This window comes from Pedobacter sp. AK013, assembly GCF_014205835.1.
In the GTDB taxonomy this organism is placed as follows: Bacteria; Bacteroidota; Bacteroidia; order Sphingobacteriales; family Sphingobacteriaceae; genus Pedobacter.
On the sequence record NZ_JACHCQ010000009.1, the window covers coordinates 82,065 to 97,819 of the forward strand.

General features: G+C 39.0%; 19 protein-coding genes. 2 read left to right on the forward strand and 17 right to left on the reverse strand.

Annotation, left to right across the window (positions count from 1 at the left end; translation table 11 throughout):
* Window positions 1-17: 17 nt before the first annotated feature.
* The 17 genes from HDC90_RS08310 to pdxA all read right to left on the reverse strand — a co-directional run bounded on the left by HDC90_RS08310 (window position 18) and on the right by pdxA (window position 13,139).
* Window positions 18-1,403 (reverse strand): LutB/LldF family L-lactate oxidation iron-sulfur protein, encoded by a 1,386-nt coding sequence (locus HDC90_RS08310; RefSeq protein WP_370576587.1) that lies wholly within the window; start codon window positions 1,401-1,403, stop codon window positions 18-20.
* Window positions 1,404-1,543: 140 nt separating this feature from the next.
* Window positions 1,544-1,801, reverse strand: coding sequence for a PIN domain-containing protein (locus tag HDC90_RS25720; RefSeq protein ID WP_184465504.1), 258 nt, complete (start codon window positions 1,799-1,801; stop codon window positions 1,544-1,546).
* A complete protein-coding gene (locus HDC90_RS25725) occupies window positions 1,747-1,917 on the reverse strand; it encodes a PIN domain-containing protein (protein WP_370576589.1) in 171 nt (56 codons plus the stop codon). Before HDC90_RS25725 ends, HDC90_RS25720 begins: the two co-directional genes overlap by 55 nt.
* 11 nt (window positions 1,918-1,928) lie before the next feature.
* Window positions 1,929-2,138: a DUF2281 domain-containing protein gene (locus tag HDC90_RS08325; protein WP_184465506.1), complete on the reverse strand. Its 210-nt coding sequence runs from the start codon at window positions 2,136-2,138 to the stop codon at window positions 1,929-1,931.
* Window positions 2,139-2,242: 104 nt separating this feature from the next.
* Complete coding sequence (locus HDC90_RS08330; protein WP_184465507.1) at window positions 2,243-3,877, reverse strand: M28 family peptidase; 1,635 nt, start codon at window positions 3,875-3,877, stop codon at window positions 2,243-2,245.
* Between the two features lie 27 nt (window positions 3,878-3,904).
* Window positions 3,905-4,342 (reverse strand): ribose 5-phosphate isomerase B, encoded by a 438-nt coding sequence (gene rpiB / locus HDC90_RS08335; RefSeq protein ID WP_184465508.1) that lies wholly within the window; start codon window positions 4,340-4,342, stop codon window positions 3,905-3,907.
* 45 nt (window positions 4,343-4,387) lie between these two features.
* Complete coding sequence (gene tatC / locus HDC90_RS08340; protein ID WP_184465509.1) at window positions 4,388-5,269, reverse strand: twin-arginine translocase subunit TatC; 882 nt, start codon at window positions 5,267-5,269, stop codon at window positions 4,388-4,390.
* 70 nt (window positions 5,270-5,339) lie between these two features.
* Window positions 5,340-6,680 (reverse strand): acetyl-CoA carboxylase biotin carboxylase subunit, encoded by a 1,341-nt coding sequence (gene accC / locus HDC90_RS08345; protein ID WP_184465510.1) that lies wholly within the window; start codon window positions 6,678-6,680, stop codon window positions 5,340-5,342.
* A gap of 106 nt (window positions 6,681-6,786) precedes the next feature.
* The gene (gene accB / locus HDC90_RS08350; protein ID WP_167297237.1) at window positions 6,787-7,263 is read right to left on the reverse strand and encodes an acetyl-CoA carboxylase biotin carboxyl carrier protein; all 477 of its coding nucleotides are present in this window, start codon (window positions 7,261-7,263) and stop codon (window positions 6,787-6,789) included.
* A gap of 158 nt (window positions 7,264-7,421) precedes the next feature.
* Window positions 7,422-8,420, reverse strand: a complete 999-nt coding sequence (locus HDC90_RS08355) for a beta-ketoacyl-ACP synthase III (RefSeq protein ID WP_184465511.1) — start codon at window positions 8,418-8,420, stop codon at window positions 7,422-7,424.
* A gap of 18 nt (window positions 8,421-8,438) precedes the next feature.
* A complete protein-coding gene (plsX, locus tag HDC90_RS08360) occupies window positions 8,439-9,377 on the reverse strand; it encodes a phosphate acyltransferase PlsX (RefSeq protein WP_184465512.1) in 939 nt (312 codons plus the stop codon).
* A 101-nt stretch (window positions 9,378-9,478) separates the two neighbouring features.
* A complete protein-coding gene (rpmF, locus tag HDC90_RS08365) occupies window positions 9,479-9,670 on the reverse strand; it encodes a 50S ribosomal protein L32 (RefSeq protein WP_025143959.1) in 192 nt (63 codons plus the stop codon).
* A gap of 15 nt (window positions 9,671-9,685) precedes the next feature.
* Window positions 9,686-10,216 carry a DUF177 domain-containing protein gene (locus HDC90_RS08370; RefSeq protein WP_184465513.1) on the reverse strand — a complete coding sequence of 177 codons (531 nt, stop codon included), beginning with the start codon at window positions 10,214-10,216 and terminating at the stop codon, window positions 9,686-9,688.
* Between the two features lie 133 nt (window positions 10,217-10,349).
* Window positions 10,350-11,189: a sulfurtransferase gene (locus tag HDC90_RS08375; RefSeq protein ID WP_184465514.1), complete on the reverse strand. Its 840-nt coding sequence runs from the start codon at window positions 11,187-11,189 to the stop codon at window positions 10,350-10,352.
* 7 nt (window positions 11,190-11,196) lie between these two features.
* Window positions 11,197-11,697, reverse strand: coding sequence for a hypothetical protein (locus tag HDC90_RS08380; protein ID WP_184465515.1), 501 nt, complete (start codon window positions 11,695-11,697; stop codon window positions 11,197-11,199).
* A 4-nt stretch (window positions 11,698-11,701) separates the two neighbouring features.
* Window positions 11,702-11,848, reverse strand: coding sequence for a hypothetical protein (locus HDC90_RS08385; RefSeq protein WP_184465516.1), 147 nt, complete (start codon window positions 11,846-11,848; stop codon window positions 11,702-11,704).
* 211 nt (window positions 11,849-12,059) lie between these two features.
* On the reverse strand, window positions 12,060-13,139 hold the full coding sequence (gene pdxA / locus HDC90_RS08390; protein WP_184465517.1) for a 4-hydroxythreonine-4-phosphate dehydrogenase PdxA: 1,080 nt from the start codon (window positions 13,137-13,139) through the stop codon (window positions 12,060-12,062).
* A gap of 156 nt (window positions 13,140-13,295) precedes the next feature.
* On the opposite strand from pdxA, the gene rsmA reads away from it, so the two are divergent.
* Window positions 13,296-14,081 (forward strand): 16S rRNA (adenine(1518)-N(6)/adenine(1519)-N(6))-dimethyltransferase RsmA, encoded by a 786-nt coding sequence (rsmA, locus tag HDC90_RS08395; RefSeq protein ID WP_184465518.1) that lies wholly within the window; start codon window positions 13,296-13,298, stop codon window positions 14,079-14,081.
* Window positions 14,082-15,058: 977 nt separating this feature from the next.
* Entirely contained in the window at window positions 15,059-15,658 is a 600-nt protein-coding gene (locus HDC90_RS08400) for a thioredoxin family protein (protein ID WP_184465519.1), read from the forward strand.
* Window positions 15,659-15,755 lie beyond the last annotated feature (97 nt).

The following is a 15,755-nucleotide window of genomic DNA, read 5'->3' on the forward strand; positions in this document are numbered from 1 at the left end:
GACTAATGAATCTTGATTTAAGACTCCTTATTTTTTTTCAGTTCTTCCCATTGTTTGGCAAAAGATTTATCGGCAACTTTTGGCATTTCCCGGTATTTGCCCCAGCTCTTTTTAAAGAAAGTGCTAAGCATAAAATTTTTAAATTTCCCACCAAAGAAATCCATCCACTTGCGTTTTTGCATCATTCTGCTGAACATGCTCCAACCAATTTCCTCTTTTTTGCCATTTTCATGCCCTGAAGCGGCATCTCTTCGGTTAAGCAGGAGCATTTTGTGGATGTCAATTTTTACCGGGCACACCTCAGAACATTTGCCGCAAAGACTAGAAGCATAACTTAAGTGCTTAAATTCTTCCATGCCCTTTAAATGAGGGGTGATTACCGAGCCGATTGGCCCGCTATAGGTGGTGTTATAAGTATGGCCACCGATATTTTTATAAACCGGACAAGCATTTAAACATGCACCACAACGGATGCAATATAAGCCTTGTCTTTGATCTTTTTGCGCCAATAAATTGGTTCGGCCATTATCTAACAAAATCACATACATTTCCTCTGGTCCGTCTGTTTCATTAGGTTGGCGTGGACCACTTAAAATGGTATTATAAACCGTTAAGTTCTGCCCGGTTCCATGTGAGGCCAGTAAAGGCCAGAAAAGATCGAGGTCTGCTATAGAAGGAATTACCTTTTCGATACCTACTATGGCAATATGGATTTTAGGGAAAGTGGTACTTAAACGTGCATTACCTTCATTCTCCGTCAAGGCAATACTTCCGGTATCGGCTATTAAAAAATTGCCACCACTAATACCGATATCAGCATTTAAGTATTTATCGCGGAGTAATTCCCTTGCTTTTTGTACGAGCTGAGGGGGAGTAGCATCGATAGGTGTGTCAAATTTATTGTGAAATAATTGTGCTATATCGGTTGCACTTAAGTGCATGGCAGGAGTAACAATATGGTATGGCGCCTGACCAAGCAATTGAACGATATATTCGCCCAAATCACTTTCTAAAGATTCGATATCGTTCTTTTCCAGAAAATCGTTTAAGTGAATTTCCTCGGTAGTCATCGATTTTGATTTGATAACCGTTTTGCCGTTATTTCTTTTGATGATGTTGAGGATTTCCTGTTGCGCTTCTTCAGCATCATTAGCCCAGATTACCTTACCACCCCGGCGTTGGAAATTTGATTCGAATTCTGGTAAGAATTTGTCAAGGTTTTCCATCACACGCCATTTAATTACGTGTGCCTTTTTTTTGGATGCCTCTAAATTTTCGAATTTTGATAAGCCCCGTTCAACTGCTGCATTGTATTTCCCAATATTATAATTTATGGTTTTACGATGCGGTAGATCGAAAGCTTTCTCGTCAGATTTCTCTAAAAATTCTTCAGCAATATTCATCAATAGTTATTTTGTAATAGGGTAACGAATATTAACTGATTTTAGTTTTTAGCTATTTCGTTATCACATCAAAGATAGGAAACCCTGTCGAGTTTATTAGAAAAGTAAAACAACGAAAATTGTTATTTTCGAATAGATTACTACCAGATAATTCTAGTTGTATATTTTTTAGCTATCTCATCACTGGAAATAAGGTCTAAACCTAATTCTATACTCGTTGCGATGATAATCCTATCGAACGGATCGCGGTGTAGGAATGGTAACGCTTTAAGCATCTTCAATGTCCCGTAATCTATTGGTAAAATCGTAATATTATTGGTATCGCAGGAATCTATGAGTTCGTCTATGAATATTCCAATTGTAATTTTCCAAGAGATTGTTTTATGGTAATCTCCCATAAACTAACTATGCTTAAATAAAGCTGAGTAGTAGAATCTTCTAAAATTTTTCTAGCTGTTTTAGACAATGCAATATTATCATCCAGCATCCAAAGTAAAACATGTGTATCAAGCAGATATTTTTTTACTACATGTAGTCTATGAAATCATCCAATGGCGCGTTAAAATCATCGCTCATTTTCATTCTTCCTTTTAGTAAGCCAAGTTTTCTTTGTGTTTTTTCTTCATTTTTTTTCTTTACTTTTTTTTGTAAAATAAAATCGATAAAGTCTTCCACCTCTTGCTGATAGGCAACAGGGATCATTTTAATTTTTTCTAAAATATGCAACTGATCCATAAACTCACTTTTATCAAAAATAACATTTTAATTTTGAAATATAAAGCATCGCAATTATGCATAAAAAAGCCCCGACATTTTATCGAGGCTTAGTTTTTGTACTTTTATTTCTTTGGATTTCCTTTTCCGTCCATATCTACGGCTGGACGTTTAGCTCTGTTAGCCAATTCCCATGCGGTAAAATAGGTCAGTTTTGCTCTTTTGGCCAAAAGCGGGAAATTAATCTTACTTACTTCATCGCCTGGTTTGTGGTAATCCTGTTGCAACATTCCATCATAATAGAAGATGATAGGAATGCCTAATTTAGCAAAGTTGTAATGATCTGAACGGTAATAAATCTGCTCAGGATCTTTTGGATCATCGTATTTATAATCCAGTTTCATTTTGGTATAGGTTGCATTAACCCGCTCGCTGATATTGGCTAAATCGCTGCTCAACATTTTGGAGCCTACTGAATATATATAGTTTGCCGAATCTGGCTTGCCTAAATATTCTTCACCGGTACGGCCAATCATATCAGTATTTAAATCAGCAATGGTGTTTTCTACTGGAAAAACCGGATGCTCCGAATACCATTCAGAACCCCAAAGTCCTTTTTCTTCACCAACAACAGTCATAAATAAGATGCTACGTTTAGAACCTTTTCCAGCTTTTTTTGCATCTGTAAATGCTTTCGCCATTAATAATACGCCTGTAGTTCCCGATCCATCATCATCAGCGCCGTTGTTTACTTTATCTTTTGCATCTGGATCAGTTACCAATCCGATATGGTCATAGTGACCTGTAAGGATCAACACTTCTTTTTTAAGCACTGGATCAGAACCTTCTAAATAACCCAGAACGTTCTCGCATCTAACTGGTGTTTCTGTTTTTGCCGCACTTGCAGAAAAAGGCACATTTAATATTTGCGAGGCAGGCGCCTGACTATCTACTATTTTCTTTTGCAGATCGGCTACTGTAGTATTCGATGCCTTTAACAGCTCGTTTGCCAAAGCAACAGATATCGAGATGCGCGGGATATCGTTTTGTTTTTGAGCTTCAATAGCCGCGCTTGTTTTTACGATTACACGACCTTTATTTTGAGATTGTTTGGTATCTTCGGTAATTCTATCCACAGCCGGATCGATCAGGATAATGGCTTTAACGTTATTTTCTGCAAAATACTTAGCCTTTGCTTCAAGCGCAGCACGGTAAGCGGCCCTATCAATTCTGGTACCCGGTTTAATAGTCGGATCGCCACCGTTGAACATCATTACCACCTTGCCTTTAATATCGGTTGCGGCAAAATCGTTATAGCTGTCTTTTTTGATTCCGTAACCAATAAATACAATCTGATCGGTAGAAAAAGTGAAACCGTTATCGCTGATTAAGTTTGGTAGAACAACATAATCTTTCTGGTATTCTTTAGGCTGACCGTTAACCGTTAAATGGCTCTCTTTTAAGGTAACATTTACCAAATCGATTTTTTGGAAATAACTGCCATTTACGGGGGCTTTTAAACCTAAAGACTTGAAATAATCACGGATATAATCAGCAGCCATCCAAGCCCCTTTTGTTCCTGTTTCGCGGCCTTCATATTCATCAGAAGCCAGTACAGAGAGGTGTTTGTAGGCATTTTCGGGGTTAATGGCCTTACTGAATTTTATTGCGTCCTTATTCGGTATAAGGGGTTTTACCTGGCTAAAGCAACTTGCTGTAACAAGCGATACCAAACCAAGGGTTAAAAACTTTTTGTTCATTATGATAATAGTTAGTTAAGTTTCTTGTTAGCACGAAATCTTTTCAACCCTGTTTTGGTGACGGCCGCCCTCAAATTCAGTTGTTAAAAAGGTTGTGGTAATCTCTTTAGCCAGTTCTTCAGAAACAAATCTGGCAGGTATGCACAAAACGTTTGCGTTATTGTGTTTGCGGACTAAAGAAGCAACTTCATTCTCCCAACATAAACCTGCTCTGATGTGCTGATGTTTGTTCGCGGTGATGGCAACACCGTTTGCCGATCCACAAAGTAAAATCCCGTAGGTAAATTCTCCATTTTCTACCGCGGCAGCAACCGGATGGGCAAAATCTGGATAATCAACAGAATTTTCTGAGTGAGTACCAAAATCTTTTACTTCGTAATCCTGTAAAAAATCTTTTAATATTTCTTTGTATTCAAACCCAGCGTGATCCGCTCCAATAGCAATTTTAATTTTTGTATCAGACATTGTCAAATTTATAGAGAATTATAAAATGTATTCGTAATGTTTTTGTTAGTTAGCGTAGAAAGCAGCCTCAGCTTTTTTCTTCTTTTTTTCTATATAGGCTGATACAAAAATGCTCAGCTCATAAAGCAAGAACAATGGCGTAGCTACTGTTAGCATTGTTAAGATATCAGGTGTTGGTGTTACAATTGCCGCTATAATTAAAATAATTACGGTTGCATACCTTCTGCTCTGTCTCATCAGTTTCGGGGTCATTAATCCGAGTTTTGATAAGATGAAAATAATAATCGGAAGTTCGAAAATTATGCCTGTGCCTAAAGTTAATGTGGCAACTGAAGATACATATGAATCAATTGTAAATGTGTTTTTAATCTCGGCACTAACTGTGTAACCTGTTAAAAAGTTAATAGATAAAGCACAAACAATAAAATAACCGAATAGGATACCTATAATAAATAAAACAGAGGCAGAAAATACAAATCCACTTGCCGATTTACGCTCATTTTCATGCAGGGCTGGTTTAACGAAACGCCAGATCTCCCACAATAAATAAGGAAAACCAACCACAATACCGCACATTACGCAAACATTTAACTGTAGGTTAAACTGGCCAGCCATCTCGGTGTTGATGATTTCGCCATTGATTTTGGTAATACACATGTCTTTGCCCAGTGATGGAAAGTGTTCTACAAGTTTACACATCATACGATATGTCCAGAAATCTGGTTTTTTCGGGCCAAAAATTATTTTATCCAGAATCTCCTCATTGAAGTAAAAAGCGATACCCGTAAAAACGGCAATGGCAATTACGGCTCTGATTAAATGTTTACGGAGAACATCCAGATGATCGAAAAAAGACATTTCTGCCTCTAAAGTGGTGCTCCTTTGCCCGATAGCTTTTGTAAGTGAAGTTTTTTTAGTGTCGCTCATGTTGAAAACAAAAATACCATTCTATTTGAATAGAATGGTATTTACGTGTTAAATATAGAAATAGTTTATATTATTCCGAAAATTCAAATGTTTCCATAAATTTAGTAGTGAAGTTTCCAGCCCTGAAGTTAGGATCTTTCATCAATTGTAAATGGAAAGGAATAGTGGTTTTAATACCTTCAATTACGAATTCGCTCAACGCACGTTCCATCGTACAGATGGCTTCTTCGCGTGTCTGCGCTACACAGATCAACTTAGCGATCATTGAATCGTAGTTAGAAGGAATCGAATATCCTGCATACACATGCGTATCTACACGAACACCATGGCCACCCGGAGAGTGGAAATTAGTGATTTTACCTGGAGAAGGACGGAAGTTATTTGCCGGATCTTCTGCATTGATGCGGCACTCAATAGCATGCATCTCAGGTGTATAGTTTTTACCTGAAATCGGGATTCCGGCAGCCACTTTAATCTGTTCTTTTATTAAATCGAAATTGATCACCTCTTCGGTAACCGGGTGCTCTACCTGGATACGGGTATTCATTTCCATAAAGTAGAAGTTACGGTGTTTATCAACCAAAAATTCGATAGTACCCGCTCCTTCATAATTTACAGCCATTGCTCCTTTAATTGCTGCTTCACCCATTCTCTGGCGCAGTTCGTCAGTCATGAAAGGAGAAGGAGATTCTTCTACCAATTTCTGGTGACGGCGTTGAATAGAACAATCGCGTTCTGATAAGTGGCAGGCTTTGCCAAACTGATCTCCGATAATCTGGATTTCAATGTGGCGTGGATCTTCAATGTATTTTTCTAAATATAAGCCATCGTTACCAAATGCTGCGCCAGATTCCTGACGTGCACTATCCCAGGCATTTTCGAAATCTTCATCTTTCCAAACTACACGCATACCACGTCCACCACCGCCGGCAGTAGCCTTTAAGATAACTGGGTAGCCCATTTCATTGGCAATTTTAATACCTTCTTTAACGCTGGTAAGTAAGCCCTCAGATCCTGGGATGGTTGGAACACCCGCAATTTTCATGGTCTCTTTTGCAGAAGCTTTATCGCCCATGCCATTAATCTGCTCTGGGGTAGCACCAATAAATTTGATGTTATACTCTCGGCAAATGTTAGAAAACTTAGCATTTTCTGATAAGAAACCATAACCTGGGTGTATGGCATCGGCGTTAGTTAATTCTGCAGCCGAGATAATATTTGGGATATTTAAATAAGAATCTTTACTAGGTGGGGGGCCAATACAAACAGCCTCATCAGCAAAACGTACGTGTAAACTCTCTCGATCTGCGGTAGAGTAAACAGCAACCGTTTTGATGCCCATTTCCTTACAGGTACGGATAATACGCAAAGCGATTTCACCCCTGTTGGCAATTAGTATTTTTTTAAACATAATTTTTTACGTTTCGTCTCTGTTTTAAAATAATCGTCATGCTGAATTCATTTCAGCATCCATTTAAAAAGAAGACCCTGAAATAAATTCAGGGTGACGTCAATCTTTAAATAGGTTCTACTAAAAATAACGGTTGGTCGTATTCTACGGGCGATGCATTATCAACCAATATTTTCACGATACGGCCTGAAACTTCACTTTCAATCTCGTTGAAAAGTTTCATCGCCTCGATAATACAAACTACTTTACCTGTGCTAATCTCATCGCCAACATTAACAAACATTGGTTTTTCTGGACTAGCTGAACGATAGAAAGTACCGATCATTGGCGATTTAATTGTAATGTATTTTGAAGTGTCTTCTGCAACTGGTACAGCAGGTGTTGCTGCATTTGGAGCAGTAGGAGCTGTGGCAACAGGGGCAGCAGCCTGTACAAGCGGAGCCTGTGGTACGGTAGCATGCACAACTGTTGGTGCTTGGTTTGTTTTGATCGTGATTTTGAAATTTTCTTGCTCAATAGCAACTTCATTTACTCCAGAACGAGAAACAAATTTAATCAGTTCCTGTATTTGTTTGATATCCATTTTTTAGGCTTTTATGTAAAAAATAGTGTTTATTGAATTAACTAAGTTATACTTTTTTTGTTTTATTTTTCTTTGTAACCGCTTAAGGTTGATGGTTTAATGGCTATGATGCTTTATCGAGCAGCTGATTAACTCCCAATTCCAGGCGTTCAACTCAATTACTCAGAGTCGTAAGCCCATTTAAGGTATACCGAACCCCAGGTAAAGCCGCCACCGAATGCAGCTAAAACGATGTTATCGCCTTTTTTCAGCCTGCTTTCCCACTCCCATAAACATAAAGGAATGGTTCCGTTGGTTGTATTTCCGTAACGTTCAATGTTGATCATTACCTTATCGGTTGTAACCCCCATGCGGTTTGCGGTGGCATCGATGATGCGTTTGTTGGCCTGGTGTGGTACCAACCATGCAACATCATCAGCGGTTAAGCTGTTGCGTTCCATAATTTCGGCAGCAACATCTGCCATATTGGTTACGGCAAATTTGAATACTGTTGGTCCTTCCTGGTGTGCAAAATGCTCTCTTGCATCAATGGTTTCGTGGGTTGCAGGTTTAACTGAACCACCAGCTTTCATTCCTAAGAAATCTCTTCCTGAACCATCTGTTCTTAAGATGGAATCCTGAATGCCAAAACCTTCTTCATTTGGTTCTAATAAGGCACAACCACAACCATCACCAAAAATGATACAGGTTGTACGGTCTTCGTAGTTGATAATCGACGACATTTTATCGCCGCCAACCACTAAAACTTTTTTATGCCTTCCTGCTTCAATGAATGATGCTCCTGTAGAAAGTCCGAAAATAAAGCCAGAACAAGCGGCCTGTAAATCGTAACCCCAGGCATTTGTAGCACCAATTTTATCAGCTAAAACGTTAGCAGTTGCAGGGAAAGTGAAATCTGGAGTAGTGGTGCAAAAGATAATCAGTTCAATTTCTTTTGCATCAATTCCTCTCTTTTTAAGTAAACCGTTTACAGCATGAACAGCCATATCGGAAGTACCTAAACCTTCACCCTTTAAAATTCTACGTTCTTTAATTCCCGTTCTGCTGGTAATCCATTCATCCGAAGTATCAACCATGGTTTCTAACTCTGCGTTTGTAAGCACATAGTCGGGAACGTAACCATTTACTGCTGTAATAGCAGCGTGAATTTTACTCATTTTAAGAATTTTAATAAATTATTTAAATGCCATTCTAATTTTTTCTACCAATCCCGTAGTGATCATTTCTCTGGATTGTAGAACCATATTTTTAACAGCTAGCGGACTTGAAATTCCATGTCCGATAACAACAGGGGCGTTAACACCTAGAACCGGGCTTCCACCGTACTGCTCGTAATTAAAACGATCAAAGAACTCATCTTTAAGCCCCTTTTTGATGGTAAGCACGTAAAACGATTCTGCTAATTTTAGCATTACATTTCCGGTAAAACCATCGCACACAATTACATCGGCTTTATCGTTAAACAAATCTCTTCCTTCCACATTTCCAACAAAGTTGAAGAGGCTGGTTTCTTTCATTAACGGGAAAGTAGCCATGCTTAGCATATTTCCTTTCTCATCTTCCTCACCAATATTCATCAGGGCAACTTTCGGATCGTTGATCTGCAAAAGATTTTCTGCATATAAACTGCCTAAAACGCCAAATTGTAATAAAATATCGGGTTTACAGTCGGCATTTGCACCTACATCTAACAGTAAGCCAGTACCACCTTTAATTTTTGGAAGAATTGTACATAAACAAGGGCGGATAATGCCCGGAATGGTTTTAACGCTAAAGACTGCGCCAACCAACATGGCTCCAGAGTTACCAGCACTTGCGAAAGAATCGATTTTACCTTCTTTTAAAAGGTTGAAACCAACAGCTATGCTCGAGTTTGGTTTCTGAACGATTGCTTTGGTGGGATGTTCGCCCATACCAATAACTTCATCAGTATGAACGTATTCAAAATGATCTGGATTAAAACCTTCTTCTGCAAGAATGGGTTTAATCTGTTCAGTATCGCCAATAAGAACTAAATGCTCTCCAGCGTTAAGCGATTGATGAGCAGCTATTGCTCCCAAAACAATTGCTTTGGGAGCATAGTCTCCGCCCATTATGTCGAGGCCTATTTTCATAGAAAAAATCTGTTTGTGTTAAGTCAGGTGTAATCCTGAATTTTTCAGTTGACTAAGGTATGACTAAAGCCGCTGAAAACACAAACAATTTTTTAAGAAAATTACCCTATCTGAGTATTTTCGATAACCAGTTTGCCGTTGTAGTATAAGTTACCATCAACGTTATAAGCACGGTGAGGTACGTGAATAGCACCTGTTGCCGAGCATGTTGCTAAAGAAGGAGTAACAGCTTTATAGTGCGTTCTTCTTTTATTTTTTCTCTGTTTCGAGATTTTCCGTTTTGGATGTGCCATTGGTGTATAATCTAATTATTTTTTTAACTTATTAAGGGCTTCCCAACGTGGGTCGCTTGTTTGTTCATTTTCTTCAGCCTGCTTTTCAATCGATAACTGATTTAAACGATCAATCATTTCCTGATCGCAATCTTTACCTGCCTGATCGCAGTTTTTGATATAAGGTACCGCTACGTTAATCATTTCGTATAAAGGACCAGATATATCAATCTCGGTATCTTTACGGCTTAGCGAAATAATTTCTTCATCATCGCTCTCCAGTTCATCTTCAGCAAATTTTACAATCTGCCTTTCATAAAGATTTATAGGCAACGGAAACTCAGATAAACATTTGTCGCAATCTAAATTAACTGTACCTATAACTTTGAATTTTAGAAGCAACATGGTCTCTTGTTTCTCAAGTTCCAGGTCTACTTTTAAATTCCCGCTTTTAATTAACGAATACTCAAATGCGTTAAAAAAGCGATCATCAAGCTCATAATCAAACTGATGAGTTCCCAATTTTAATCCGGTAAACGGTAATGAAAATTGTTTTAGTGGGTTCAAAGTACTGTAAAATTTTAGCCTGCAAATGTAGGGATAAAATAATTAGATTAAAAATGTTTTTTAAAAATTGTTGATGTTAGCTCTTGATTTTTAGGCCATACAGATTTTTAAAACCTGTATGGCCTGTATAAGACTAGCTAGCCAACACCATTTCTTTATTATTCCTGCTCCATTCGCTCCACGAGCCAATATAAAGTTTAGGGATGGGCAAACCTGCATAATCCATAGCCAAAAGGGTATGGCAGGCTGTAATACCTGATCCACAATGAACAATAACATTATCTGGCTTCACATGCGCCAGGGCTTCTACATATTTTTCTTTCAATGTTTCTGGAGCCAAGAAAGCGCCCGTAGCATCTAGATTTTCGGTATATGGAATATTTGCCGCTCCCGGAATATGACCTGCAATTAAATCGATAGGCTCGGTGAGGCCGGCAAAACGGTTGGCATCGCGCACATCAATCACCATGTAATCGTCGGTTTTGGCAACTTTTTCCACTTCATCGATGTTAGATAACGGTAAGTTCCATGCAGTGATTTCGTATTTTTCAACAGATTTTGGTATTTCTACTTTATCTGTAGTTGGGAAGCCTGCTTTAACAGCCGCCTGAAAGCCTCCATCAATTACCTGTACTTTTTTATGGCCGATGGCTTTTAGCATCCACCAAAGCCTTGCAGCTGCGTTACCGCCGTTTTTATCGTCGTAAACAATCACATGGCTATCTTTAGTAATGCCGAGTTTCTGTAAAACAATTGAAAATTGCTCGAAAGTAGGCAAGGGATGCCTCCCGCCAATGGCAAAATCGCCAATGTTGGCTAAATCGTTATTTACATCGGCAAAGAGGGCTCCGGCCAGATGTTGCTCGTCGTATCTTGCTTTTGAGCCTGCACTAGCGTCGATAATTACGATTTCATCGTCTTGGTTTAACCAGGTTAATTCTGCGGGTTTTATAATTGGTGGTAGTTGTTCCATTTGATTTTTATTCTCTTAATATCTTTTTTATCTGATTTTCTTCTGATTGGTCAGATAGCATGGTTCTGCTACACAGATTTGTCCAATAGGTATTAATGTCTTTTGATCTTCGCTCAAATTTGCTTGACCTAAATGTGGCGTCGTAATTGGTTGCATAAACAATATATTCGTTCCCTATGATAAAGTTAAAGCCGCAACTGGCGCCATTGTTCGGCGTGATTACGGTTACAGTATCAGACGTTGTTTTTCCTTTATAACGTTTATTTATCTTGATTTTTATCACTGCCATTAAAAGCCTTTGTGTCATCAAATAATTGATATTTGTGGTATCGCTTGTTTTAATGGTGCTCAGAGCGGACAGGTCGTGGGTTAAAACTTTTGAAATAACCTTGCCCTTAAATACGATCCGTGCATTGCTAATGGCTTCTTTTGTTGTAAGTTCATAACAAGAACAAGCAATTGCGGGGATGTTTATTAAGCATAAGAAGAGAATGATTATTTTTTTCATTTCTTTAGTCACTTTTTAACAATGCCAAAATACCCAAAATAGGTTCAACAGCCAAAACCATATAAAGATAATGCGAATTCATTTCCTTAGCTAACAGATTAATCACCTGGATGCTGATGATCGTAATGGCAAAACCAATGCAATTTATCATTGTTAACGCAGTTGCTTTCGAGTGCATATTTGGCAATGAAAAGAAGAAAATAAAGGAAAATTTACAGTTTGGATATACTTCCTCACAGATTTCTCCACTACGGTCGAAATGACGATTTTTCTTAGCGTTTAGTCTTTACACGCTGCCCTCGGACCTCTGACTTGCGGACTTCCGCCTTTTGGCTTTGGTCTTTCAGCTAACCTTTCACCTTTTAAGAAGCATCATCTTTAATATCAAACTGTGTTTCAACCACTTTCCCACCTGTACGTAACTGGTTGCCCAACATTTCTTCTTGCTCCCTGCGGTTTTTTACAATGTGGATAGCCGAAAACAAAGCTTCAGTAAATGAAGTCGGATCAGCTAAATCTTTACCTGCAATATCGTAACCTGTTCCATGATCCGGAGAGGTACGTACAAAGTTTAAACCAGCCGTATAGTTTACGCCATTATGGAAAGCCAATGTTTTAAAAGGAATTAAACCCTGATCGTGGTACATCGCCAAAACCGCGTCAAACTGTTTGTAACTACCATTACCGAAAAAGCCATCGGCAGGGTATGGACCAAAACAAATAATGCCTTTATCATAAGCCTCCTGAATGGCTGGCGTAATAATTTCTGCTTCTTCAGTTCCCAATAAACCATTATCGCTGGCGTGTGGATTTAGGCCCAGAACAGCAATTTTTGGTTTTTCGATCCAGAAGTCTTTTTTTAAACTTTCGTTAATCAGTTTTAATTTGCTGGTAATTTTTTCTTTGGTAATTGCTGTTGGAACGTCTTTCACAGGAATGTGACCTGTTACAACACCTACACGTAAATTTTCGCTGATCAAAAACATCAGTACATCTTTACTTCCACTTTTTTCTTGCAGATACTCGGTATGGCCAGGAAAAGCAAAGGTTTCTGATTGAATGTTATGTTTGTTAATCGGAGCAGTAACCAGGGCGTCGATATCGCCATTTACCAGGTCGGCGGTAGCACGCTCTAGTGATAAAAGTGCATACTTTCCTCCGGTTGCAGTAACCTGACCCAATTCGATTTTTACATCTTCTTCCCAGCAGTTGATCATGTTTGCTCTTTTGGGCTGTGCCTGGTTAGCATGGCTAACTACATTAAAACTGAAATCACCCAGGTTATTCGCTTTTCTATGAAAAGATGAAACCTTGGTATGGCCATAAACAATTGGAGTGCAATAATTTAAAATCGCAGGATTAGATAATGTTTTAATGATTACCTCTAAACCTATGCCGTTTACGTCGCCTATACTGATGCCAATTTTAAGTTTATTGCTCATAATTACCTGAAAATTTTAGCGCAAATTACTGATTTTCGTTTAAACCCTTTAAAAAAAATGAAACCGCAAAGCATTCAAAGTGATTTGCTAATAAATAATAAGCCTATCTTTGCTAACAATTTTATTTTTTAATGGCTCCTTTAAGGGGTTGGGGTTATGAGTTTAGTAAAAGCAAAAAAACATCTAGGGCAACATTTTTTAACCGATAAAGGCATCGCTAACCGCATTGTTGAGGCTTTGGTGAATACCGATAAATATAATCAGGTTTTAGAGGTGGGGCCGGGGATGGGAATCTTATCTGATTTTTTATTGCAGCGTAAAGATTTAACGACTTATCTAATTGATATCGATACCGAATCTTTCCATTTTTTGAATGAAAAATACCCACAACTTGGCGATCGATTGATTAATGGCGATTTTTTAAAACTCGATTTCGACAGCATTTTTCCAGGACAATTTGCCATTATTGGTAATTTTCCATACAATATCTCATCACAGATTTTATTTAAGATTTTAGATAACCGCCACAAGGTTGTAGAAATGGTGGGGATGTTTCAGAAAGAAGTTGCCCAACGTTGCGCAGCACCCGCTGGGAACAAAGAGTACGGAATTTTGAGTGTGTTTCTTCAGGCCTATTATAAAATTGAATACCTGTTTACGGTTAAACCGGGTACATTTAACCCACCACCAAAAGTACACTCGGCAGTAATCCGTTTAACCAGAAATGAAGTGGAGACTTTAGATTGCGATGAAAAATTATTTTGGCGGGTGGTTAAGGCAGGTTTTAACCAGAGGAGAAAGACCTTACGCAATGCGGTTTCTGCAGTAATGCCTAAAGATAAAATGGACCATCATATCTACTTTGAAAAACGTGCAGAACAGTTAACCGTGGCCGATTTCGTGACTTTAACGAAGCACGTGAGTAAGTTGATGGAAGCTTAGCAATCTTTTTGTCATGCTGAGGCACGAAGCATCATCGGGTGCAGGTTTATTCTATCGGTTGGTGTTTCACCGGCCAAAATAGAATTTGGAAATGAGGTTTCAGTGGTTCTTGGCGGTGTGTAGCCCCGCTTTCGCTTATAGTCCTCGCTGCGCTGCGGGCTATTCCGCTCAATCTGGTTTATAAACAAGGGTTTCTGCACCTCGCAACCCTAAAGATGGAATGCTGTTTGGCCACCTGGCCCCGGTTGAAGCGTTACCTGCAGCAACGAGGCACGAGGAAGCGTATAAGCGTAAAACGGGAAGAAACCGAGTGTTTTGTACTACTATTGCGCTCCAAAGAAAGTTATGTATGAGTGTTATATGGTAACATCTAACACCACGAATAAGGGGTTATCCCTATCGTCATGGTTCCTGTTTCCACATACTATAAAACCTTTTGCCTATCGGTTGGTGTTTCACCGGCCAAAATAGAATTTGGAAATGAGGTTTCAGTGGTTCTTGGCGGTGTGTAGCCCCGCTTTCGCTTATAGTCCTCGCTGCGCTGCGGGCTATTCCGCTCAATCTGGTTTATAAACAAGAGTTTCTGCACCTCGCAACCCTAAAGATGGAATGCTGTTTGGCCACCTGGCCCCGGTTGAAGCGTTACCCTGCAGCGGCTAGGTATGAGGAAGCGAAGCGTATAAGCGTAAAACGGGAAGAAACCAGGTGTTTTGTACTACTATTGCGCTCCAAAGAAAGTTAAGCATGAGTGTTATATAGTAACATCTAACACCACGAATAAGGGTTTATCGCCATTGTTCATGTCTCCACGCACTATAAAGCCTTTTGTCCATCGGTTGGTTTCTTACCGAACGAGATAGCGTCAGAAATGAGCGCCTGGTGGTTTTTGACAGCAATCAGCCGCTTGTGTTTTCTTGCAAATCCGTGATTATTTTCATTGAATTTCTCCTTTCCTTTGCGACATAATTTTAAACATCATGGTTAATTACAGCGAAATTTTCAGCGAACAAGGAATGGATTATCAAACCTATCGTGCATTGATTGATCAACTTCTGTTAGAGGGAAAGGCTACTGGTGACGTAACTTACGACTTGCACTATACTAAAATGAATGTGCAAAGAATGAATCGTGTAGATAAGACGATTAGTTTAACCGATGAGTTGATCTCAACCATTAACCAGCTTAAGGGAAATTATAAGTTTTTGGTGATTACTGAAGGTTGGTGTGGCGATGCTGCACAGATTGTTCCGATATTCAATAAAATCGCAACTGCTTCATTAGGTAAAATTGATCTGAAATTTGTGCTTAGAGATAAAAATCTACCGCTAATTGATGCACATTTAACCAATGGCGGAAGGGCTATTCCGGTTTTAATTGTGTTAGATGAATCGGCAGATGAGGTTTTAGGAACTTGGGGTCCAAGACCACAAATTTTGCAGGAACTTTTAAAAGAGTGGAGAAAAGAAAATACTGAAATGCCAATTTTGGCAGAAAAACTTCATGGCTGGTATGCCAAAGATAAAACACAGACTACTCAGGCTGGCTTAAATGAACTTTTGAAGGACTTGGAGTTATAATCTTATCGTTTCGTTTTAGACGGTCGTCGCCCTTGACCTGCAGTACAGCGGAAAGCTGCGCAGTAAACAGAGCTTTAAGCGAGCTCACCGAAGGTAA